A 23,028-nucleotide genomic window follows, 5' to 3' on the forward strand; every position below is an offset into this window, starting at 1 on the left:
CTGCCAACCTGTTATCGGATAAAGATGATGTTTGATATGAAGGGCCTGCGCCGCGCCGCCACCGCCTTGGCTTTGTTGGCAGGGGTTACCGGCACCATGGCTCAAGCTGCGCCGACGCCTTCGGTGCCCCCCGCTGTCTCGGCCGCACTGCGCTGCGCACCCGGTGGGCCTTGCGCTGCCAAGTTTCCGGTCAAGGTCGTGATCGTGACCATGTTCGAGGTTGGCCAGGACACCGGCGACGCGCCGGGCGAATTCCAGTTCTGGCGCGAGCGGCGCAAGCTCGACGTGCGTATTCCGTTTCCACAATCGCACCACGATCTCTATTACAACCCGCAGAGCCAGATCCTGGGCATGGTAACCGGCATGGGCTCGATCCGCTCGGCGACCGCCACGCTGGCCCTCGGGCTCGACCAGCGGTTCGATCTTTCCCACGCCTATTGGCTGGTGGCGGGTATCGCCGGGGTCGATCCACACCAGGCCACCATCGGTTCCGCCGTCTGGGCGCATTACCTCGTCGATGGCGACCTGGCGCACGAGATCGACGCCCGCGAAATTCCCGCCGACTGGAAAAGCGGCTACTTTGCGCTGCACTCCAATGGTCCTGGTGACAAGCGTCCGCAGCAGGCGGACGAGGGCGAGATGTTTGCGCTTAATCCCAAGCTGGCGGATTGGGCCTATGGCCTGACCAAGGACATCAAGCTGGCCGACAGCGCCGAACTGGCATCGGCCCGCGCGCCTTATGCCGGCATGGCGCCCGCGCAATCGCCACCCAAGGTCATGACCGGCGACAACCTGGCGGCCATGACGTTCTGGCACGGCGCCAAGATGACCGACTGGGCGCACGATTGGGTAGACTTCTGGACGGCGGGCAAGGGTGTGTTCGTCACCTCCGCGATGGAGGAAACCGGCACGTTCCAATCGATCGACTATCTCGCGCGCATCGGCCGGGCCGATCGCAACCGGGTGATGGTGCTGCGTGGGGCATCCAATTTCACGATGCCGCCACCCGGTGAAGCGCCGGCGGAATACCTGCTCAAGGAAAACCAGAACTATTCGGGCATGCGCGCCTCGCTCGAAGCGCTTTACACGGTGGGCTCCAAGGTCGTCGACACGCTGCTGGCCGATTGGCCGCGCTATGCCAAGGCGCCGCCGCAATGAGCAGTCTGGCCGTCATCCATGCCGATATCGTGGCCACGATGGATGATGCGGCAACGGAAATCGCCGATGGCGGCGTGGTGTGGCGCGATGGCGCGATCGTGGCAGTGGGTAGCACGGCCGATCTGGCCCCGCTGCTCGATGGCATCGAAATCATCGATGCGCGGGGCTGCGTGGTTACGCCCGGCCTCGTCAACACCCACCACCACCTCTATCAGTCACTCACCCGCGCGGTGCCGGGTTGCCAGGACGCCTCGCTGTTCGGTTGGCTCAAGACGCTGTATCCGATCTGGGCGCGCTATACCCCCGACGACGTGTTTGCAGCGACGCAACTGGGGCTGGCCGAACTGGCGCTGTCGGGCTGCACGCTGTCTTCGGACCACCTCTATCTCTTTCCCAATGGTGTGCGCCTGGAAGACACCATTGCCGCCGCGCAAGGCGTCGGCATCCGCTTCCACCCCACGCGCGGGGCGATGAGCGTGGGCGAAAGCCTGGGCGGCCTTCCGCCAGACAGCCTTGTGGAACCCGAACCGGCGATCCTGGACGACATGGTGCGCGTGATCGATGCGTTCCATGATCCCGCCGATGGCGCGATGGTCCGCGTGGGCGTGGCGCCATGCTCGCCGTTTTCGGTCAGCCGCGAACTGATGCGCGATGCCGCGATCCTGGCGCGCGACAAGGGTGTGATGATGCACACCCACCTGGCCGAAGACGCTGACGACGTGCGCTACAGCTTGGAGAAATTCGGCTGCCGGCCGGGGGACTATGCCGAAAGCCTGGGCTGGACCGGGCCAGACGTGTGGCACGCCCACTGCGTGCAGCTCGATGCGGCCGAAATCGCCCTGTTTGCCCGCACCCGCACGGGCGTGGCCCATTGCCCGTGCTCCAACTGCCGCCTTGGCTCGGGCATCGCACCGGTGCGCGCCATGCTGGATGCAGGGGTGCCGCTTGGCCTCGGCGTCGATGGCTCCGCTTCCAGCGACAGCGGCAACCTCTTGGCCGAAGCGCGCCAGGCCATGCTGCTCCAGCGCGTGAACGGCGGGGCAGGGGCGCTTTCCGCGCGCGAAGCCTTGCGCATGGCGACGCGTGGCGGCGCCCAGATCCTGGGCCGGCATGATTGCGGGCAACTGGCCGCGGGCAAGCGCGCCGACCTGGCGATCTGGCCGGTGGACGAGATCGCATCGAGCGGCAGTTGGGACAAACTCGCTGCGCTGGTCCTCGCGCCACCACCGGGGCCGCGCGACGTGTTCGTCGAAGGCCGCGCGGTCGTGCGTGATGGAGAACTGGCGCGGGTTTCGCGCCAAAGCGTGGCGGCCGGCGCGCAGGCCGCGCTCGCTCGGTTGATGGCATAGGCACAGGAAGCGAAGGCAGCAGCGATGGCATCAGCAGCATTACCCGAAGCGGCACCGGCCGATGCCGCCACCGGCGACGGTCTCACGCCCGAGCAGCGCCGCGATCCTGCCTATGTGCCGCCGCTGCCGATGGCGGTGGCGCTGGGCGTGCAGCATGTGCTGGCCATGTTCGTTTCCAACATCACCCCGCCGATCATCGTGGCGGGGGCGGCCGGCTTCGGCTTTGGTTCGGCCGATCCGTCGGCACTGATCTACATGATCCAGGCCGCCATGCTGTTTGCTGGCGTGGCCACGCTGTTGCAGACCGTGGGCCTGGGGCCGATCGGCGCGCGCCTGCCGCTGGTGCAGGGCACCAGTTTCGCGTTCATTTCGGTGATGATCCCGATCGTTGCCGGCAAGGGCGTGGAAGGCATGGCCGCGCTGACCACGGCGGCGTTCCTGGCCGGGCTGCTTCATGCCGGGCTCAGCCGCCTGGTCGGCCCGATTCGCTTTGCCCTGCCGCCGCTGGTCACCGGCCTTGTCGTGTTGATGATCGGCCTGTCGCTGGTGCGCGTCGGCGTGGAATATGCCGCTGGCGGCGTCACTTTGCGCGGGCAGCCGGCCTATGGCGCGCCGGCCAGCTGGTTCCTGGCCGGGGTGGTGGTCTTCGTGACTCTGGGCCTCAAGTTCTTTGGCAAGGGCGTGCTGTCCACTGCGGCGGTGCTGCTCGGCCTGCTCGCCGGCTATGGCGTGGCCCTGATCATGGGGCGGGTGGATTTCGCGCCGGTGGCCCAGGCGCACTGGGCCATGCTGCCGCGCTTCCTCGCCTTCGGATGGGAACTCTCTCCCTCGGCGATCCTCGGCTTCTGCCTGATCGGCTTCGTCTCCTCGATCGAATCGATCGGCGATGTCGAGGCGATCTGCGAAAACGGGGCGGGGCGCCGGGCGACGGACCGCGAAGTGATGGGCGCGGTGGCTGCCGATGGCGTGGGCACCGCGCTCTCCGCCCTGTTCGGCGCCATGCCCAACACCACCTTCAGCCAGAACGTGGGCCTGATCGCCATGTCGGGCCTGATGAGCCGCTTCGTCGTCACGCTGGGCGCCGTGTTCCTGATCGTCTGCGGCCTCTTGCCCAAGATCGGCGCGGTGATCACCACCGTCCCGATCGAAGTGCTGGGCGGCGGGGTGATCGTGATGTTCGGCATGGTCGCATCCTCGGCGCTCGCCATGCTCTCGGGCGTATCCTGGAACCAGCGCAACATGCTGGTGGCCGGCACCGCGCTGTCCGTTTCGCTCGGACTTCAGCTGGAGCCGGAGGCGCTGGGCCATTTGCCCGAAACCGCGCGCATCCTGCTGTCTTCGGGTGTGTTGCCGGTGGCGGTAATTTCGGTGGTGCTCAATCTGGTGCTGCCAAAAGAGATCTGACTGCGCGGATTTTTGCAACGCTGCGTCAGAATCAATGCGTTTGATCGAACGCGCGCTCGACAGCATCATGGCTGCATCGCATGGAATTCAACGAGGTATCGCCCATGGCCACCGCCCTGATCGCGCCAGATGAACCGGCCCTGCCACACGGCTGCACTTTCGCACCAAAGGACTGGGCGATCCTAGCGCAGCACTGGTACCCCGTCGCCCTGGCGCGCGAAGTGGGCGAGGCGCCGCTCAAGGCCAAGCTGCTGGACCAGCCGCTCGTGCTCTATCGCGCGCAAGGTGGCATCGTCATCGCGCCCGATCGTTGTCCGCATCGCGGCGTGCCGTTGAGCATGGGGCGTGCCAACGGGCAGGGCGTGGAATGTCCGTATCACGGGCTGACGTTCGGCGCCGCTGGCCGCTGCGTCCACATTCCTGCCCAGCCGCAGCGTTCGATCCCGGCGCAATTCCACCTGGCCACCTATCCTGCGGTTGAACGCTTTGGCCTGGTGTGGACATGCCTCGATCCCGCGGCGGGGGAGCCCGGCCCAGACGCGATCATCGCCGTGCCGCATTGGGACGAGCCTGGCTTCCAGCAGATCGTCTGCCCATGGATCGACATTCATGGCTCTGCCGGGCGGCAGATGGAAGGCTTCCTCGACGTTGCCCATTTCGCCTTCATCCACACCGAAAGCTTTGCCGATCCCGACAATGCCCAGGTGCCGGACTATCGCCCCCGGCGCACGCTCCAGGGGTTCGAGGCAGAATATTGGAGCAACGTCGCCAACTATCCCAAGGGGGTGGACAAGGCGCCTGCCGGCTTCCGCTGGCTGCGCCATTTCCGCTGCCACGCGCCGTTCACTGCCACGCTGGAAGTGCATTTCCCCGGCAGCGACCGCCTCGTGATCCTGAATGCCGCCTCGCCGATGTCGGCCACGCAGACGCGTCTGTTCGTGCCGATCGCACGCAATTTCGACACCGACCAACCGGTGCAAGGCGTCTATGATTTCAACCGCCAGGTGTTCGAGGAAGACAAGGCCATGGTCGAAGCGCAATGGCCCGCGCGCCTCCCGCTCGAACCTACCGCCGAAGCGCACCTGGCGGCCGACATGAGCTCGATGTTCTACCGCCGCGCGCTGCGCGACATGGGGCTGAGCGGGGGGTAATGGCGGAAGGGGTGGGATTCGAACCCACGGATGCTTGCACATCGGCGGTTTTCAAGACCGCTGCAATCGACCACTCTGCCACCCTTCCTGGCGCGCCGCCGATAGCGGTTGTCACGCGATGCGCAAAGAGGTTTTGCACGGGCCATCCACGCAAAATGCGCCGGCGGGCCGATTTTCGGCGGCCTTGGGGCATCACCCCGGCGCGCGGGTGTTCCATTGTCGGGCAAGGCATGCAAGACAGCCTGCAATGATGGCCCAATCGATCCCTTTCGTTTCAAGCGTTAACCTTTCTCGTGCCGCACCGTGGCGCGCGGCCGGCCGCAAGGCCTGGCGGCGCCTGGCCATGGGTGCGGCCCTGGTGCTGGCGGCATTGGGTGGCCCAGCCGTGGCGCAAGACAGCGAGGAAGCCGGCTTCCAGGGGTATCTGCAACTGCTGGCGGCCAAGGCGCGCGGGGCCGGCGTGCGTGAACAGACCATCGGCAGCGTCCTGCCGGGGCTCACGTTCAACCCACGCGTGATTGCGTTCGATCGCAGCCAGCCCGGCGGCGGACCGTCCACCGGCGGAATCCCCTCGTTCGAGCCCTATCGCCGCCGCCATGTCGATGCCGGGCGCATTGCCAAGGGGCAGCGCATCTATGCCGAATCGGGCCAGCAGATTGCCGCCATCACCCGCCGTTACGGCGTGCCCGGGCCGGTGATCCTGGCGATCTGGGGCCATGAAAGCAATTTCGGCAGCTATACCGGCGATTTCGATCTGCCGCGCTCGCTGGCCTCGCTGGCCTATGAAGGGCGTCGGCGCGATCTGTTTGCCGATGAATTCATCGCCGTGCTCAAGATGATCGATCGCGGCGTGCCCCGGCAGAAACTGGTGGGCAGCTGGGCCGGCGCCTTTGGCAATCCGCAGTTCCTGCCCAGTGTCTATCTGCGCGTGGCGCAGGATGCCGATGGCGATGGGCTGGCCGATATCTGGTCCAGCCGGGCCGATACATTGGCCTCGATCGCCAACTATTTCCGCGATGCCGGGTGGCGGCCGGGCGAGCCCTGGGGATTTGCGGTGACGGCGCCGGCCGGGCTCGATCGCACGAGCCTGGGCACCACGTTGGCCAGCCCGCGTTGCCCGCAGGTCTTTGCCCGCCACAGCCGCTGGCGGACCGTGCGCGAGTGGCGTGCATTGGGCATCGTGCCACAAGCAGGCTATTGGCCTGCCGGCGATGATACACTGGCGACGTTTTTCGAGCCGGACGGGCCAGGGCGGACTGCCTATTTGCTAACCGGAAATTATCGGGTCATCCTCGATTACAACTGCTCGAACTTCTACGCCCTTTCCGTGGGATTGCTCGCCGATGAAATCAGCCGCTAGCCGCCCGGCCTTGTTTAGGACCGCCCTGATCGCCGCTGCCTGTGCCACGCCGTTGCTGGCTTTTGGCGGCCTGGTTCACACTGCTGCGGCCCAGCCGCTCTCTGGACCGGCGGCGGATTATCCGATGGTGCTGGGCGCGCCTTTCGCCGTGGACGGCGTGACCTATACGCCCGCCGACACGCTCAATTACGATGCCGTCGGCTATGCCGTGCCCGATAGCGCGGGCGAGGGTGGGATCAGCGGATCGCACCGCACGCTGCCTTTGCCCTGTTATGTGGAAGTGACCGCGCTCGACAGCGGGCGCACGATCCTGGTGCGTCTGGAACGGCGCGGGCCGATGCAGGGCGATGGACTGGTGGCCTTGTCGCCCGGCGCCCTCGCGCAGCTTGGCCTCACCGGCGCGCATGCGCCCGTGCGCGTGCGGCGGGTGAACCCACCCGAAGTGGAGCGTGCGCTGCTCCGCAACGGGCAGCATGCCCCGCAGCGCATGGATACGCCGCCAGGCCTGCTCACCGCGCTCAAGCGCAAGCTGGGCATCCTGCCACCGGCAGACCCGCGGCCGGAAGTGCTGGCCGCCGCTTTGGCAGGCACGGCGCCGACAGCGCAACCGCCCGTGCCCACGGCGCCGCGGCCGGGGAGCCCGGCCAGCGCGCCACAGGCCCGTCCGGTTACGACCCGCAACACCACGCCGATGCCGGCACCCCGGCCGCCATTGCCGAGCCCGGTGGCAAGCCCGCCCAAGGTGGCTGCGCCGCCAAAGCCGGCTGCTTCAGCGCCGGTTCCGCCCAAGCCAGCCGTCGCCAAACCCGCTCCGGCGGCAAAGCCCGAGCCCAAGCCGGCGCCGAAACCGGAAGCCAAGCCCGCCGCCGCCAGCACGGGTGGGGGCTATGCCGTTCAGGTCGGCGCCTTTTCTACCCGTGCCAATGCGGAAAAGGCCGCGCGTGAAGTGGGCGGCACTGTCTTGCCCGCCGGCAAGTTCTTCCGGGTCCGTATCGGTGCGGCTTCGCAAGACCAGGCCAAGGCGGCACTGGGCAAGGCGAAGCGGGCGGGCTATGCGGATGCGCAGATCCAGCGCGCGCCATAGGCTGCCTGGCTTTCTGGCCCATTCGTAAACTCGGGGTTTTGCTTGCGCCGTCTGTTTTCCGTTGCTGTTGCCGCCGCCGCTGTCGCTGCGGCGTTCGCGGCCGTGCCCGCCCAGGCGATCCGGTCTCCCCATGTGGAGGTTTCGGCCGATCCGGCGCGTCCGCCTGAAGTGGTGGCGCCGATCGCGCTGCTGATCGACGTCAATTCCGGGCGCGTGCTGTTCGAGCGGCAATCGCACCGCCGCTTTGTGCCCGCCTCGCTCACCAAGATCATGACCAGCTATGTCGCGTTCGAACTGGTAAAGCAGGGCAAGCTCAAGCTTGACGCCAGCTTTCCCATGCGGCCCGAAACGTTTCGCCAGTGGCACCGCGTGGGCAGCACGATGTTTTTGGAAAACAACAGCCAAACGCGCGTGGCCGACCTGCTCGAAGGGATCGTGACGGTTTCGGCCAACGATGCCTGCGTTGTCCTGGCCGAGGGTGTTTCGGGCAGCGTGCCGGGCTTTACCGCGCTGATGAATGCACAGGCCCGCGCGCTGGGCATGCGCGACACGCACTACAACACACCCAATGGCTGGATGGACGAGGGCCGCACGTATGTTTCGGCGGCCGACCTGGCCACGCTCAGCACCGCGCTGATCACCCGCCACCCGGATTTCTACCGGCGCTTCTATGGCCATGAAACCATGATCTGGAACGGCATCAAGCAGCGCAACCACAACCCGCTCTATGGCGCGGTGCCGGGCGCCGATGGTGTAAAGACGGGCTTCACCAACGAGGCCGGCTATGGCCTTGTCGGCTCTGCCCAGCGCGGCGGCCGCCGGTTGATGATGGTGGTTGGCGGCTATGACCGTCCGCAGGACCGCGCGCGCGATGGTGCCGCGTTGCTCGAATGGGGCTTTGCCGCGTTCGACGAGACGCCGCTGTTCGCACCCGGTGCGCATCTGGGCAGCGCGCGGGTGCAGGGTGGCACCGTCGCGAGTGTTGGCCTGGTGGCGGCGCGTCCGCTCGCCATGCTGGTGCCGCATGGGCAGAAAGTGCGACCCACGCTGTCGATCCGCTACAAGGGGCCATTGCGTGCGCCGATCGCCAAGGGGCAGGACGTGGCTCTGCTGATCGTCCGTGCTCCGGGCCAGCCCGAAGCGCGGCTGCCGCTGGTCGCGGCCGAGGCGGTGCCGGCGGGCGGCATGCTCGACCGTCTGCGCGACGGGTTCACCGCAATGGTGGGCCGGTGAACGCGATGTCTTCCACCGGCCGCTTCATCGTCTTCGAAGGTGGGGAAGGGGCGGGCAAGTCCACCCAGGCGCGCCTGCTGGCCGCTGCGCTGACGGCCCATGGCATCGAGGTCTTGCTTACCCGTGAGCCTGGCGGCACGCCGGGTGCGGAGGCGATCCGCGGCCTGCTGCTCAGCACCCAGGGCGCGGATTGGGGGCCAAGGGCCGAAGCATTGCTGTTCGCCGCGGCGCGGGCCGACCATGTCGAGCGGTTGATCCGCCCGGCGCTGGAACGCGGCGCATGGGTGATCTGCGACCGCTTCATCGACAGCAGCCGCGCCTATCAGGGCGGCGGCAACGGGCTTTCCGATGCGGAGGTCATGGCCCTGCATGCGATCGGCAGCCAAGGCCTGTTGCCCGATTGCACCATCCTGCTCGAACTGCCGGCGCAAGAAGCCGCCGCGCGCTGTGCCCTGCGCGATCAGGGCGTGTCCGACCGCATCGGCGGGCGCGAGGCGGCCTATCATGCCCGCGTGGCCGAGGCGTTCGATCGCTTTGCCCAGGCAGAACCGGCGCGCTTTGCCCGCATTTCCGCACTCGGCACGCCCGACCAGGTCGCCACGCGCATTCTGGCGGTGCTGGCACCGTGGATGGCGGCGTGATGCTGATCGGGCACGAGCATCCGTGGGAAACCTGGCGCGCGGCGATGGCCGGGCAGCGCATGCACCATGGCTGGCTGCTGGCCGGGCGCGAAGGGCTGGGCAAGGCCAGCTTCGCGCTGGAAGCAGCGGCCGAACTGGTGGCAGAGCCGGGCGTGAGCCAACCACCCGCGCATCAGCATCCCGATATCCTGCTGCTGGAGCCGCTGCCCGCCAACGATGACGAGGCCAAGAAGCGCGACGAAGGCCGCCCTTATGCGCGCAAGCGCAACATCAATGTCGACCAGATCCGCACGATGCTCCATCGCCTGCACACGCGGCCGACGCTCGGCGCGCGCAGAGCGGTGATCGTGGACGCGGCCGACCACCTGGAGAAAGGCGCAGTCAACGCCCTGCTCAAGGGTTTGGAAGAACCACCCCAGGGTACGTTCTTCCTGCTGGTGGTCCATCAGCTCGGCCGCCTGCTGCCCACGGTGCGCTCGCGCTGCCAGGTCTTGCGGTTCCGGCCGCTCGATCCCGAGGAATTGAACGAAGCCGTTTCATTGGCCGCGCCGGAACTGGACGCGGAGACACGCAGTGCGGCGATTGCCGTCGCGCATGGCTCGCCGGGGGCGGCATTGATGTTTGCCGCGCACGATCTGGGCCGCCCGCTCGCGCTGCTGCGCCGTATCCTGCGCGAGGGCGATCCCGATCTGGCGCTGCGCGGCGAACTGGGCGCGGCACTGGGGGCAAGGCCGGATCGCGAGCGGCTGCTGGCAACGATCGAGGCGGCGCGGACCGTGCTGGGCGAGGCGGTGGTGGAAGCAGGCGCAGACAATCGCCTCAGGATCATTGCCGCGCACCAGCATCTGGTGGAGCTGGCGCGCGAAGTGCCGACGCACAACTTCGAGCCCGCGCTGCTGGTTATGGAAATCGGCGGGTTGCTGGCGCGCGCTGCTCGCACTAGAGCGGGGGCAACATCCCGCTGAAGGAAGCGACTGTCGCCATGGGCGAACCTTATTACATCACCACCGCCATTTCCTATCCCAACGGCAAGCCGCACATCGGCCATGCCTATGAAGCGATCGCCGCAGACGTGATCGCCCGGTTCCACAAGGCGATGGGCCGCGACGTGCGCCTGCAGACCGGAACCGACGAACATGGCCTGAAGATGGCGCAAAAGGCGCGCGACCTGGATTTGACGCCGGCGCAGCTGAGCGACCAGATGTCGCAGCATTTCATCGATATGGCGCACGCGCTTAACGTCAACTATGACGTATTCCTGCGCACCACCGAACCGCGCCACCACACCGCGAGCCAGGAAATCTGGAAGCGGATGGAAGCCAACGGCGATCTCTATCTCGATCGCTACGAAGGCTGGTACTCGGTGCGGGACGAGGCCTATTACGACGAGAGCGAGCTGGTCGAAGGGGAAGGGGGAGCCAAGCTTTCGCCCCAGGGCACGCCAGTGGAATGGACCGTGGAGGAAAGCTGGTTCTTCCGGCTATCCAAGTACCAGGACAAGCTGCTCGCGCTCTATACCGAAAACCCCGATTTCATCCGGCCCGAGGCGCGCCGCAACGAGATGATCGCGTTCGTGTCGCAGGGGCTGCGCGATCTTTCGGTCTCGCGCACCAGCTTTGACTGGGGCGTGAAGGTTCCGGGCAGCGACAACCATGTCATGTACGTGTGGGTCGATGCGCTGACCAACTATCTCACTGGCCTGGGCTGGCCGGAAGAAACTGATGCCTTTGCAAAGTATTGGCCGGCAAATCTGCACCTGATCGGCAAGGACATCGTGCGGTTCCACACGATCTACTGGCCCGCCTTCCTGATGAGCGCCAACCTGCCGGTGCCGCACCAGGTGTTCGGCCATGGCTTCCTGCTCAATCGCGGGCAGAAGGAATCCAAGTCGCTGGGCAACGTGACCGATCCCATCGCGCTGGCGGAGACGTTTGGCGTGGACGCGGTGCGCTATTTCTTCATGCGCGAAGTGGCGTTCGGGCAGGATGGCTCGTGGTCGCCCGATGCGATCGTGACGCGCTGCAATGCCGAGCTGGCCAACAGTTATGGCAACCTGGTGCAGCGCGTGCTTTCCATGATCTTCAAGAACATGGATGGCAAGCTCGACACGTTTTCGAGCACCGAGGCCGATGACACGCTGTTGGCCACCGTACATGGTGCGGCCGCCGAGGATTTGCCGCGCGAGTTTGCCGCGCTCAACTTCTCGGCCGGGATCGAGGCCTGGATGCGCGCGGTCTTTGCCTGCAACGCCTATATCGACGAGCAGGCGCCCTGGACGCTGCGCAAGACCGATCCGGAACGAATGCGCGCCGTGCTGCTTACCTTGTTCATGGCCATTCGCGACCTGACCATTGCCATTGCCCCGGTGGTGCCGACTGCTGCCGGCAAGGTGCTGGACCAGCTCGGCATTCCGGCCGAACAGCGCGGCTTTGGCGCCCTCGGCCATGCCGGGTGGTACATGGAGCGCGTGGCGACCGGCGAAGCGCTGGCGCAGCCCGTGGGCGCATTCCCGCGCCTGGAGCTGCCGGCCGAGGAAGGCGCAAGCGCCTGATGCTGATCGATTCCCACTGCCATCTGATTTACGAAGGGCTGGTCGACCGGCAGGCCGAGGCGCTGGAGGCAGCGCGCACGCGCGGCGTGCGCGGGTTCCTCAACATCTCCACCCGGCAACGCGAATGGGAGGCGGTCGTGGCCGTCGCCCATCGCGAGGCGGATGTCTGGGCGAGCGTCGGCATCCATCCACACGAAGCAGATGGCCATGCCGATCTCGGCGCGGCCGTGCTGGCGGCGGCGACCCACGATCCGCGGGTGATCGGTATCGGCGAAACCGGGCTCGACTATTATTACGATCATTCCGACCGCCAGGTTCAGCAGGATCTGTTCCGCGTGCATATCGGCGTGGCCCGCGACACCGGGTTGCCGCTGATCATCCACACGCGCGATGCGGAAGATGACACGTTGCGCATCCTGACCGAGGAGATGGGGAAGGGGGCCTTCCCCGCGCTGATCCACTGTTTCACCGCCACGGCCGAATTTGGCCGGGCGGTGCTGGATCTGGGCCTGACCATCTCGATTTCTGGCATCGTCACGTTTAAGAACGCCAAGGACTTGCAGGCCTTCGTTGCGACCATACCCGACGATCGGCTGCTGGTGGAAACCGATGCACCGTTCCTGGCGCCGATTCCGCATCGGGGCAAGAAATGCGAACCGGCGTTCGTGGCCGATACCGCGGCCTTCGTGGCCGGCCTGCGTGGCGTTTCGCTGGAACAACTCGGCGCGCAGACCACCGATAACTTCTTCAAGCTGTTTGTGAAGGCGGAAAGGCCGGCGGCATGAAGCTGGTGATGCTGGGTTCGGGCACGTCAACCGGCGTGCCGCGCATCGGCAACGACTGGGGCGATTGCGACCCCGGCGAACCGCGCAACCGCCGCACGCGCGTGGCCATCGTGGTAGAGGGTGCGGACGGTTCGCGCATCCTCGTCGATACGCCAACCGACTTGCGGCATCAGTTACTGGCCACCGAGATCGACCGTATCGACGGCGTGGTGTGGACGCACGATCACGCCGATCACACGCACGGCATCGATGATCTGCGTCCGCTGCGCATGGGCCGCGGCGCGCCGATCCCGGGCTATGCCGCCGATGAAACCGTGCGGCGGCTGCGGCAGCGCTTTGGCTATGTCTTTGCCGGGCAGCACGGCTATCACACGATCTGCAATCTCGATAACCTCGATCGCGTGCGGATGGTGGCGGGCATCGGCATCAGCCATTGCCAGATGGACCATGGACCTGCGCAATCGACTGCTTTCCGGTTCGACCAGAATGGCAAATCCATTGGTTATGCCACGGATTTTTCAGAAATAAATGCCGAGATGATCAACCTGTTCTATCGGGTTGACGTGCTTGTGGTCGATGCCCTGCGGCGCCAGCCACATCCCACGCATGCGCATCTGGCCATGGCGTTGGAACTGGTGGAAGCATGCCGTGCCAGCCAGGCGGTGCTGACGCATCTCGACAAGTCAATGGACTATCGCGCGCTGTGCGCAGAAACGCCCGATCACGTCCAGCCTGGCTATGACGGATTGGAGATCACCCTGTGAGCGCCATGCCATGATCACGCCAGATCGCATCGTTGCGTTGATCGGCTTGGCCATGGCTTTGGTCCTCGTGTCTCGCCACGGCGCCTTTCGCCGTGTGGCATGGGGCGCCAGGGCGCAGATGGCCTTGATCTGGATCGTGATCATCGTGCTGACGGCCTTGGCTTATGACTGGGTCACCCAGCGTTGATCCGCGTGATGGCTGTCCTTCATTTTACATAATACATCTTATCCATCATAGATAACCCGCTGCGCATGGGTGACATCGGCCGCCCTTCGCAGTAGGATTTGCACCCATGACGACGCTCTCCCAACCGGTCACCAATGGTTCTCCCGCGCTCGATCGCCTGCTGGCAATCATGGCCCGCCTGCGCGATCCGCAGCAAGGCTGCGAGTGGGATCTCGCTCAGGATTTCGCGACGATCGCGCCGTACACGATCGAAGAAGCCTATGAAGTGGCCGACGCCATCGCGCGTGGCGACATGGCGGCGTTGCGCGAGGAACTGGGCGATCTGCTGTTGCAGGTGGTGTTCCACAGCCGCATGGCGCAGGAGGCCGGCCTTTTCCGCTTTGATGACGTAGCGGCGGCCATCGCCGACAAGATGGAAGCGCGCCATCCCCACATTTTTGGCGGTGAAGACGATGAAGGCCAATCGCGCGAGGAGCGCTGGGAAAATCGCAAGGCGGCCGAGCGCGCCGCCAAGGGCGAGCAGAGCGCGATGGACGGCGTGGCCCTGGCGCTGCCGGCACTGATGCGCGCGGAAAAGCTGCAGAAGCGCGCCGCCCGTGTCGGTTTCGATTGGCCTGATCTGGCAGGCCCGGCAGCCAAAGTCATCGAGGAACTGGATGAACTGGCCGCCGCACAGAGCGAGGCGCACAAGTTGGAGGAAGCCGGTGACCTGCTGTTTGCCGCCGTCAACGCGGTGCGCGCCAACGGCATCGCACCCGAGGACGCGCTGGCCCGCGCCAATGCCAAGTTCGAGCGGCGCTTTCGCGCTATGGAAGCCCTGGCCGGCGGCCAGTTCGCGACACTCGACCTCGACCGCCAGGAAGCCTTGTGGCAGGCGGTTAAAGCCTCAGAGCGTGGTGAAACGGCCGATATCAGCCAGGCTTAGCCGCACCGTCAGGCGCAGCGCCGATTGGTCCTCGTTCGCTTCCTCGCTCAGCACTTCGCCATGGGCGTGAAGCCAGGCCAGGCGCTGGCCATCGGCCACCGGCACGGTCAGTTCCAGCACTTGCGCGCCACCGGTGAGCAGTTCGCTCAAGACGTCGAGCAGCGCATCGACGCCTTCCCCGGTCACCGCCGAAATCGGCACGACGGGCTGTTCGGGCACGGCATGGGCAATGATCGCCTCGCGCGTCTCGCGGTCCTCGGTCGATAGCAGATCCCACTTGTTCCATGCCTCGACGATGGGGATATTGCTGCCCCCTTCCCCGATAACGCCCAGATCGGCCAGGATTTCTTCCACTTCGGCTTTCTGCTGCGCGGCCGCCGGATTGGCGATATCGCGCACGTGCACGATCACGTCAGCGGCGGTCACTTCTTCCAGCGTTGCGCGAAACGCGGCGACAAGCTGGGTCGGCAGATCGGAAATGAAGCCGACGGTGTCGGACAAGATGGCCTTTTCCACGCTCGGCAAGCGGATCGCCCGCATCGTGGGATCAAGCGTGGCGAAGAGCAGGTCTTCCGCCATCACCGTTGCCCCGGTCAACCGATTGAACAACGTGGATTTGCCGGCATTGGTATAGCCAACCAGGGCAATCACCGGCCAAGGCGCGCGTTGGCGCCGCTCGCGGTGCAATCCGCGCGTGCGGCGCACTTGCTCAAGTTCGCGGCGCAGGCGGCCCATACGGTTGCGGATCATCCGCCGGTCCGCCTCGATCTGGGTTTCGCCGGGACCACCCAGGAAGCCGAAGCCGCCGCGTTGCCGCTCAAGGTGAGTCCACGAACGCACCAGACGGCCGGCCTGGTAATCGAGGTGGGCAAGCTCCACCTGCAGGCGCCCTTCGGCCGTGGCGGCGCGTTCCCCGAAGATTTCGAGGATCAGCCCGGTGCGGTCGATCACCTTGCGCTTGAGCTTGTCTTCCAGGTTGCGCTGCTGGATTGCCGACAGCGAGCCATCGACGATGACCAGCTCGGCCTCGTTCTGCGCGATACTGACGGCCAGGCGTTCCACCTGCCCTTCCCCGAACAGCGTTCCGGGGCGCACGGCGCGGATCGGCACGATAAAGGCATCGACCACGTCGATACCGATGGCGCGGGCCAGGCCCTGCCCTTCTTCCAGGCGCGCTTCGGCGTCTTCGCCCAAGCCGCCGCGCTGGCGAATATCGGGCAGAACGACAATGGCGCGCGCACCGCGGCTGACTTCGCCTTCGATGTCACCCGCGTTGCGACCAAATTCAAACGTGCTCAGTTCGCTTCGCCTTCCCAGTCACCCGTCAGATCGACGTGGCCGGCAGGCTGGATCGTCGAGACGGCGTGCTTGTATGCAAGCTGCACATAGCCTTCGCGTTCCAGCAACATGCAAAAAAGATCATAGGCGGCAACCTTGCCCTGCAGCATCACGCCGTTGACCAGGAACATCGTGACCTGGACGCCGGCATCGCGCACGCTGGACAGGAACACTTCCTGCAGGAGGCGCTTCTTGCCGTTGTCGTCCCCGCCGCTCTGGAAGTGCGCGACCGACAGTTGCTGGCCCGGCATGATCGTGGAGATCGCGTGCTTGTAGACCAGCTGCGACTGGCCATCGCGGCGCAGCAGGATCGAGAAGTTGTCGAACCAGGTGACGATACCCTGCAGCTTGACGCCCTTCACCAGGAACATGGTGACGGGAATCTTGTTCTTGCGCAGGTGGTTGAGGAACACGTCCTGAAGGTTCTGGCCCTTCACCGCGCCACCCGAAGAAGCGGGGGCCGATGCAGCAGGCGCCGATGCAGGCGCGCTGGCCGTGGTCTCGGCCGGGGCGGCTTCTGCCTTGGCGCGGGGACGTGCGGAGAGTGTCTTTCCGGTCATTTCGCGTGACTCCGTTATATTGGCGGGCCTTCTTGAGGCTGCGCGATCTGGCCCATGATCATTGCGGTGCAAGATGACACCACAATGGCCACAAGCCGGGTTCGATCCTTGTCTTATGGCCGCTTCGCGTCCGCGTAAACCGGGTTTTTGTCGCAAACCTTCGCTTATGCGTAAAAGCCGCGAGCGACAGAACCGAAATTCAGTCTTCGTCCTCGTCGTCGCGCCGCTCCGCCATGCCCAAGAGCTTGAGCTTGCGATGCAGGGCCGAGCGTTCCATCCCGATGAAGCTGGCGGTCTTGGAAATGTTGCCGGAAAAGCGGCGGATCTGCACCTTGAGGTACTCGCGCTCGAAATTCTCGCGCGCCTCGCGCAGCGGCACGCCCATCAGCGCAGACGTGCCGGTTTCGTTGCCCAGGCGGGTCGAAACGATTTCGGCAGGCAGCATGTCGGCCTCGATCCGGGCCAGGCGCTCGCGCGGGGTGAGGATGATCGTGCGTTCCACCACGTTGCGCAGCTGGCGCACGTTGCCGGGCCAATCATAGCTTTGCAGCGCGGCCATCGCCTCTGGCGTGATGCCCGGCGGGGAAACGCCCTGCTCGCTGGCATAGCGGGTGAAGAAATGGTCGACCAGCGCGGGAATATCGTCGCGCCGCTCGGTCAGTGGCGGGATCGTCACGGGAACGACATTGAGGCGGTAGAACAGGTCTTCGCGGAAACGCCGCTCGGCAATTTCCTTTTCCAGCGGGCGGGACGAGGACGAAACGACGCGCACGTCCACGCGGATCTGGCGATGCCCACCCACGCGCACAAAGGCCTGCTCGGTCAGCACGCGCAGGATGCGGGCCTGGCTCGACGGCGGCATGTCGGCCACTTCGTCGAGAAACAGGGTGCCGCCATCGGCCATTTCCAGCAGGCCGGCGCGCACCAGCTTGCCATCGGCTTCCTCGCCGAACAGTTCCTGTTCAAAGCGTTCGGGCGTGATGCGGGCGGAATTGACCGTGATGAACGCGTTCTGTGCGCGCGGGCTCCAACTGTGCAGCAGGCGCGCGGCCACTTCCTTGCCCGATCCGGCCGGCCCGGTGATCAGCAGGCGGCTGCCGGTATTGGCCACGCGCTTCAGCGTGGCGCGCACCTGGTTGATCGCGGCGGAATTGCCGGTGAATTCCTCCGAAGCGACGAAGCCCTGGCGCAGGCGCTGGTTTTCGCGGCGCAGGCGCTCGGTTTCGGTCGCGCGCTCGACCAGCAGCAACAGACGCTCTGCCTCGAACGGCTTTTCCAGGAAATCCATGGCGCCCCGGCTGATTGCCGAAACGGCGGTATCGATGTTGCCGTGGCCCGAGAAGATGATCACCGGCAGTTCCGGCTCGCGCTTCTTGATCTCGTCCAGCACTTCCAGCCCGTCCATCGGGCTGCCGTGCAGCCACACGTCGAGCAGCACCAGGCTGGGCCGCCGTTCGTCAACCGCAGCGAGCGCAGAGGTGCTGTCGGCGGCCAATCGGCAGCCATAGCCTTCGTCGCTGAGCACCCCCGCAACCAGTTCGCGGATGTCACGTTCATCGTCGACGATGAGGATATCGAGAGCCATGGGAAGTATTGGTCCTGTGGAAAAGTCTGGTGGAATCCTGTGGTCTGGCAGGGGATCAGTGTTGCGTGGCGGTCACCGTTTCGCCCGGTGGCGCCGTTGCAGGGATTGTGGCCTGGGCCACGGGATCGCGGGCGAAGCGCATGGTGACGCGCGTGCCGCCCGCCGGTTCGGCGGCAAAGGCCATGTCGCCGCCATGTTCCTCGACAATCTTGTTGACGATTGCGAGGCCAAGGCCCGTGCCCTTTTCACGGGTGGTGACATAGGGTTCGAGGATGCGTTCCCGCTCCACCGGCAGGCCCACGCCATTGTCGATCACGGTGACCGTGACCGATGTGGCATCGTCATCGAGCAGCACCGCGATACGACCGCGATAATCGAGATCAGCGGCTTTGGCACGCTGTTGCTCAATCGCCTCGACCGCGTTCTTGAGCACGTTGGTCATGACCTGGCCGAACTGGTGCCGGTCGCACTGGAACGGGACGGAAGCGGCCTCGCTGGAGAACGTGAACGTCACGTCGGCATGGGCCACTTCCTGCAGGAACAGGGCCTGGCGCACAAGGTCGCTGGCGTCCTCGCTGCGGAACACCGGCTTGGGCAGGCGCGCGAAGGAGGAGAACTCGTCCACCATCTTGCGCAAGTCACCCACCTGGCGGATGATCGTCGCGGTCAATTCCTCGAACAGTTCGGGATCGGTCAGGATCTGGCGGCGATAGCGACGCTTCAGGCGCTCGGTGGCCAACTGGATCGGAGTGAGCGGGTTCTTGATTTCGTGCGCGATGCGGCGGGCCACGTCTGACCAGGCCGCGCGGCGCTGGGTGATCAACTGGCGGGTGATATCCTCGAAGGTGATCACGTGGCCGTGGCGATCGGCCCGCGCCTTGACCGCCAGGGTGAGCAAGTCCCCCTGGCGCGCATATTGCACGATGCCACTGCTTTCGCCGTTCGCCACCAGTTGCGCGATCTGCGGCGCGATTTCGGCCAGGGGGCGGCCGTCGGCCGAAACGCCGGGATCTTCGAGCAGCAGCTTTTGCGCCGAGGAATTCATCAGCTGGATCGTGCCGTCCGGGCCGACCGAAACGATGCCCGCGGTGATCGATTCCAGCACCGTTTCGATAAACACGCGGCGCACGTCGAGCTGGGCATTGGCGTTGACCAGGGCTTGGGTCTGCCCTTCGAGCTGCGCGGTCATGCGGTTGAACGCGCGGGTCAGCATGCCGACTTCGTCCACGTCCTTGCCCGGCGCCACCCGCATGGCAAAGTTGCCGCTGCCCACGCTGCGCGCGGCCTTGACCAGTTCGATCAACGGGGCAACCTGGCGATCGGCAAAGCGCAGCGCAACCCACACCGCCAGCACCACCAGCGCGAGGCTGATGATGAACAGTGCCACGTTGAAGCGCAGCTGGATGGCGCGCGCGCTGCGGGTGAGCACGTCATAGGCGCTCAGCACGCTTTTGGCGCGCTCGAACTGGTTGAGGGCCAGCTTGTCGGAATTGCGGGCGACGTAAAGGTAGATGCCGCGCTGGTGATCGATCGTGGTGACCGCCTCGATGCGCTCGGCCGAAGCCTTGACCACCACCTGCTCGCCGGCGTCGAGCTTCTTCAACTCGTCGGGGGTGATGCGCTCGCGATCGTCCTTGACGTTGGGATCGACGATGGCGGCGGTGCGCAAGGTGCCGTCGCGGGCGCGTTCGATGATCGCGCTCTCGTCCATCTTGCGGCTGTAGACCTGCCAGGAATAGCCGGCGAGGAAATCCTGGCTGGTGATCGGTGCCTGGTCGAAATAACCACGCACGTCTCCGGCCATGGCGACGCTTTCACGCCCCACGTCGCGCAGCTTGTCGGCATAGTAGCCGCGCGCCAGGCTGCTGGCATTTTCCAGCATCCCACGGGAATCGTTGGAAAACCAGAATTCCACGCCGGACTGGAACAGCAGCGAGGCAAAGATCACCACCAGCAGGGTGGGAATGGCCGCGATCAGCGAGAACAGCCAGACGAGGCGCACGTGCAGGCGCCCGCTGGTGCCAAGGCCGCTGCGCGCCGCGCGGGCGAGCGCCAGGCGGCGTCCGGCCAGCACGATCAGCGCCATGGCCGGCACGAGCGAACCGATCAGCAAGACCGAAGTGAGCCGCGCGGGCAGCAACTGGTTGGCCGCGCCATTGGCACTGACCGTCTGCCACGATACCGCAAGCATCGTGATCAGCGCCGTTCCGGCGGTCATTTCCAACAGCAGGAACACGTTGGCACGCCGCAGGGCGACCAGCAGCCGGCGCCACCAGCGCGGCAGGCGTTTGCCCGAACGTGTTGCAATTGCGACCATCGTGGCGCCTTTACAACGCCGCTGTTGCAAAATTGCAAGTGTTTTTGTGACAGCTTGCCCCGCCGTATCGCCGCTCAGCGGCCACCCAGCGCATCCTCGGGCGCGATGCCCAGATCGACCAGGCGTTTGCGCAAGGTGTTGCGGTTGATCCCCAGCAATTGTGCGGCGCGCAGCTGGTTGCCGCCGGTCTGCGCGAGCGCATGGAGGAACAGCGGCCGCTCGAACGCGGCCAGCGCGGCATCATAGAGCATGCCCGGCTCCGGCCGCGCCTGGGCCAGGTAAGCCTCGAGCGCGGCGGCGAAATCGGCCGGGGCGCTGGCCGGGTTGCCCCCTTCCCCTTCTGCGGTGCGGGCAGCGCCACTATCGGCTGCCAGCAAGGGCTCGATCGTGGCGTCGTCGATCACGTCGTCGCGCGCCAGCAGGGCCAGGCGGAAGATGAAATTGCGCAGTTCGCGCACGTTGCCGCGCCAGGGCTGTCGTGCCAGCAAGGCGGCGCCGGCTGCCGAAAGCTGCCGACGGGGCAGGCCTTCCGTGGCGGCGCGGGCCAGGAAATGGCGCGACAGCGCCTCCACATCGTCGGCCCGGTCACGCAGCGGGGGCAGCTCGATCGGGACCACGGCAAGGCGGTAATAAAGGTCTTCGCGGAACGTGCCGGCGGCGATCATCGGCACCAGATCGCGGTTTGTGGCCGCGATGATCCGGCAATCGAGGGCAATTTCCTCGGTCCCGCCCACGCGCCGGATGCGCCCCGATTGCAGCGCGCGCAGCAGGCGGGTCTGAGCCTCGAGCGGCATGTCGCCGATTTCATCGAGGAACAGGGTGCCGCGCGCAGCCTGTTCGAACTTGCCGATCTGGCGCGCCACCGCGCCGGTGAAGGCGCCCTTTTCGTGCCCGAACAGTTCGCTCTCGATCAGTTCGTGGGGAATGGCGGCAGTGTTGACGGCCACGAACGGGCCGTCGCGGCGATTGCCCAGCTGGTGGATCGCCTCTGCCACCAGTTCCTTGCCGGTGCCGGATTCGCCCAAGATCAGCACGGTCAGATCGTTGCGCAACACGCGCGTGATCATGCGATAGACCGCCTGCATGGCCGGGCTGCGGCCCACCAGCGGCAGGCCCTGCCCGAGGTCGTCCGCCGCATCGGGCAGGTCGCCACCGTCGAGCGCGCCGAGCGCCTGGCGCACCGTGCGCACCAGTTCTTCCAGGTCGAACGGCTTGGGGAAATATTCGAACGCCCCGGTGTCGCTGGCGCGCACTGCGGTATCGAGCGTGTTCTGGGCCGAGAGGATGATCACCTGCATGCGCGGGAACGCCGCGCGCACCGGCGGCAAGGTTTCGATCCCATCGCCATCGGTAAGCATCACGTCGGTCAACATGAGGCCATAGGCCTTGCCGGCCAGCAGGCAATCGCGCCCGGCAATGCTGTCGCAGCGATCGACGTGAAAGCCCTCCGCCTCCAGCGCGGCGGTGATGACGATGGCGATCGAGGAATCGTCCTCAACCAGGAGAATGGATTCTTTCATGGCCTCAATCGCTCTGGACGGTGCCCGCAACGGGCAGGTGCAGGCGGAAGTGAGTCCATCCGCCAGCCTCGTCGCGATCGTGGGTGATGCGGCCGTTCATTTCGCGCACCAGTTTCTGCACCAAGGCCAGGCCCAGCCCTTGCCCGTTCTTCTTGGCCGTGACGAAGGGTTCGAAAATGTGATCGCGCAGGGCGGGGTCGATGCCTGGCCCATTGTCGCTGACGCGCACTTCGATCGGCAGGCGCAGCGGCTTGCCGGCACGGGAATGCACCTGGATGCCGCTGGCAAAGCGTGTGCGCACGACAATTCGGCGGTTGGCCTGGCCTTCGCATGCCTCGCGCGCGTTGGTCATGAGGTTGAGCAGCACTTGCACCAGCGCATCGGGATTGGCCGTGACGGGCGGCAGCGAAGGATCGAATTCCTCGTGCACCAGCACCGCGCCGGGATCGCTGGCCGCGATCACCGCCTGGGCGCGGCGCACCGCCTCGTGCAGGTTGCACGGCACTGCCGGTTCGCGAATGCGGCGGGAAAGCGATTGCATGTGATCGATCAGCTTGGCGACGCGGTCTACTTCGGCCGTGATCAGCCCGGTCAGCGCGCGATCGGCCTCGCCCAGCTTGCGATCCAGCAACTGCGCCGCGCCACGGATGCCGGCCAGCGGGTTCTTGATTTCGTGCGCCAAGACCTCGGGCGCGCGCAGGGCGCCGGTCTCGCCGCCGCCAACGCCAGGCACATCGTCGCTAAGGCCTTCGACCCCGCTCATTTCATGCAGCACCAGCATCTGCCAACCGGGATGATGCTGCACCGGCGCAGTCATGACATCGAGCGCCCGTGGGCTTTTCCCGCCAAGGCCCACGCGCACGCGCCGCGCCACCAGATGCGTTTCGGCATCGGCCAGGCGGCTCATGATCAAGGGTTCCTCGAACGCGAGAATGTCGGCCAGGGCCTTGCCCACCACGCGCCGCGCGCCTTGCCCCAGCAACTGTTCCGCCGCCGGGTTGACCGCCGAAATCGTCATGTCGGGCGCCAACAGCAGCACGGCCAGCGGAAAGCTGGCGATCATGCGCTTGGGATCGGGCCGCACCAGATGTTCGGCACGGGTGCGGTCCATGCCTT

Annotated in this window: 20 protein-coding genes and 1 tRNA gene; 14 read left to right on the forward strand and 7 right to left on the reverse strand. The window is 66.0% G+C overall.

What is annotated here, in order from left to right:
• Positions 1 to 24: 24 nt before the first annotated feature.
• The 4 genes from R9J51_RS13835 (at position 25) to R9J51_RS13850 (ending at position 5,062) form a co-directional block, all read left to right on the forward strand.
• Positions 25 to 1,158 carry a purine nucleoside permease gene (locus R9J51_RS13835; protein WP_432787479.1) on the forward strand — a complete coding sequence of 378 codons (1,134 nt, stop codon included), beginning with the start codon at positions 25 to 27 and terminating at the stop codon, positions 1,156 to 1,158.
• The gene (locus R9J51_RS13840) at positions 1,155 to 2,507 is read left to right on the forward strand and encodes an 8-oxoguanine deaminase (protein WP_179504773.1); all 1,353 of its coding nucleotides are present in this window, start codon (positions 1,155 to 1,157) and stop codon (positions 2,505 to 2,507) included. Before R9J51_RS13835 ends, R9J51_RS13840 begins: the two co-directional genes overlap by 4 nt.
• 24 nt (positions 2,508 to 2,531) lie before the next feature.
• Positions 2,532 to 3,911 (forward strand): nucleobase:cation symporter-2 family protein, encoded by a 1,380-nt coding sequence (locus R9J51_RS13845; protein WP_179504774.1) that lies wholly within the window; start codon positions 2,532 to 2,534, stop codon positions 3,909 to 3,911.
• A gap of 80 nt (positions 3,912 to 3,991) precedes the next feature.
• The gene (locus tag R9J51_RS13850; RefSeq protein WP_432787480.1) at positions 3,992 to 5,062 is read left to right on the forward strand and encodes a Rieske 2Fe-2S domain-containing protein; all 1,071 of its coding nucleotides are present in this window, start codon (positions 3,992 to 3,994) and stop codon (positions 5,060 to 5,062) included.
• Here R9J51_RS13850 and R9J51_RS13855 read toward each other — a convergent pair.
• Positions 5,063 to 5,150, reverse strand: a tRNA-Ser gene (locus tag R9J51_RS13855).
• A 255-nt stretch (positions 5,151 to 5,405) separates the two neighbouring features.
• Here R9J51_RS13855 and R9J51_RS13860 point away from each other — a divergent pair.
• The 10 genes from R9J51_RS13860 to mazG all read left to right on the forward strand — a co-directional run bounded on the left by R9J51_RS13860 (position 5,406) and on the right by mazG (position 14,592).
• A complete protein-coding gene (locus tag R9J51_RS13860) occupies positions 5,406 to 6,422 on the forward strand; it encodes a lytic murein transglycosylase (RefSeq protein WP_179504775.1) in 1,017 nt (338 codons plus the stop codon).
• Positions 6,423 to 6,432: 10 nt separating this feature from the next.
• Entirely contained in the window at positions 6,433 to 7,506 is a 1,074-nt protein-coding gene (locus R9J51_RS13865) for an SPOR domain-containing protein (protein ID WP_432787481.1), read from the forward strand.
• 42 nt (positions 7,507 to 7,548) lie between these two features.
• Positions 7,549 to 8,739, forward strand: a complete 1,191-nt coding sequence (locus tag R9J51_RS13870) for a D-alanyl-D-alanine carboxypeptidase family protein (protein ID WP_432787482.1) — start codon at positions 7,549 to 7,551, stop codon at positions 8,737 to 8,739.
• Positions 8,740 to 8,744: 5 nt separating this feature from the next.
• Positions 8,745 to 9,380, forward strand: a complete 636-nt coding sequence (gene tmk, locus R9J51_RS13875; RefSeq protein WP_179506476.1) for a dTMP kinase — start codon at positions 8,745 to 8,747, stop codon at positions 9,378 to 9,380.
• Positions 9,380 to 10,345 carry a DNA polymerase III subunit delta' gene (locus tag R9J51_RS13880; protein WP_179504777.1) on the forward strand — a complete coding sequence of 322 codons (966 nt, stop codon included), beginning with the start codon at positions 9,380 to 9,382 and terminating at the stop codon, positions 10,343 to 10,345. Before tmk ends, R9J51_RS13880 begins: the two co-directional genes overlap by 1 nt.
• A gap of 17 nt (positions 10,346 to 10,362) precedes the next feature.
• A complete protein-coding gene (gene metG / locus R9J51_RS13885; protein ID WP_179504778.1) occupies positions 10,363 to 11,931 on the forward strand; it encodes a methionine--tRNA ligase in 1,569 nt (522 codons plus the stop codon).
• The gene (locus R9J51_RS13890; RefSeq protein WP_179504779.1) at positions 11,931 to 12,716 is read left to right on the forward strand and encodes a TatD family hydrolase; all 786 of its coding nucleotides are present in this window, start codon (positions 11,931 to 11,933) and stop codon (positions 12,714 to 12,716) included. Before metG ends, R9J51_RS13890 begins: the two co-directional genes overlap by 1 nt.
• On the forward strand, positions 12,713 to 13,480 hold the full coding sequence (locus tag R9J51_RS13895; RefSeq protein ID WP_179504780.1) for an MBL fold metallo-hydrolase: 768 nt from the start codon (positions 12,713 to 12,715) through the stop codon (positions 13,478 to 13,480). Before R9J51_RS13890 ends, R9J51_RS13895 begins: the two co-directional genes overlap by 4 nt.
• A gap of 10 nt (positions 13,481 to 13,490) precedes the next feature.
• Positions 13,491 to 13,667, forward strand: a complete 177-nt coding sequence (locus tag R9J51_RS13900) for a hypothetical protein (RefSeq protein WP_168554984.1) — start codon at positions 13,491 to 13,493, stop codon at positions 13,665 to 13,667.
• 106 nt (positions 13,668 to 13,773) lie between these two features.
• A complete protein-coding gene (gene mazG, locus R9J51_RS13905; RefSeq protein ID WP_179504781.1) occupies positions 13,774 to 14,592 on the forward strand; it encodes a nucleoside triphosphate pyrophosphohydrolase in 819 nt (272 codons plus the stop codon).
• Here mazG and hflX read toward each other — a convergent pair.
• From hflX to R9J51_RS13935, 6 genes are all read right to left on the reverse strand, one after another.
• On the reverse strand, positions 14,554 to 15,891 hold the full coding sequence (gene hflX / locus R9J51_RS13910) for a GTPase HflX (protein WP_179506477.1): 1,338 nt from the start codon (positions 15,889 to 15,891) through the stop codon (positions 14,554 to 14,556). The genes mazG and hflX overlap by 39 nt on opposite strands.
• Positions 15,888 to 16,490 (reverse strand): RNA chaperone Hfq, encoded by a 603-nt coding sequence (hfq, locus tag R9J51_RS13915; RefSeq protein WP_168554986.1) that lies wholly within the window; start codon positions 16,488 to 16,490, stop codon positions 15,888 to 15,890. Before hfq ends, hflX begins: the two co-directional genes overlap by 4 nt.
• Before the next feature lie 199 nt (positions 16,491 to 16,689).
• A complete protein-coding gene (locus tag R9J51_RS13920; protein ID WP_168554987.1) occupies positions 16,690 to 18,075 on the reverse strand; it encodes a sigma-54-dependent transcriptional regulator in 1,386 nt (461 codons plus the stop codon).
• 55 nt (positions 18,076 to 18,130) lie between these two features.
• On the reverse strand, positions 18,131 to 20,392 hold the full coding sequence (locus R9J51_RS13925) for a sensor histidine kinase (protein WP_168554988.1): 2,262 nt from the start codon (positions 20,390 to 20,392) through the stop codon (positions 18,131 to 18,133).
• A gap of 74 nt (positions 20,393 to 20,466) precedes the next feature.
• On the reverse strand, positions 20,467 to 21,912 hold the full coding sequence (locus R9J51_RS13930; RefSeq protein ID WP_179504782.1) for a sigma-54-dependent transcriptional regulator: 1,446 nt from the start codon (positions 21,910 to 21,912) through the stop codon (positions 20,467 to 20,469).
• 4 nt (positions 21,913 to 21,916) lie between these two features.
• Positions 21,917 to 23,023: a two-component system sensor histidine kinase NtrB gene (locus R9J51_RS13935; RefSeq protein ID WP_246865916.1), complete on the reverse strand. Its 1,107-nt coding sequence runs from the start codon at positions 23,021 to 23,023 to the stop codon at positions 21,917 to 21,919.
• Positions 23,024 to 23,028 lie beyond the last annotated feature (5 nt).

The sequence above is a fragment of the Novosphingobium rhizosphaerae genome (assembly GCF_050920675.1).
GTDB lineage: Bacteria > Pseudomonadota > Alphaproteobacteria > Sphingomonadales > Sphingomonadaceae > Novosphingobium > Novosphingobium rhizosphaerae.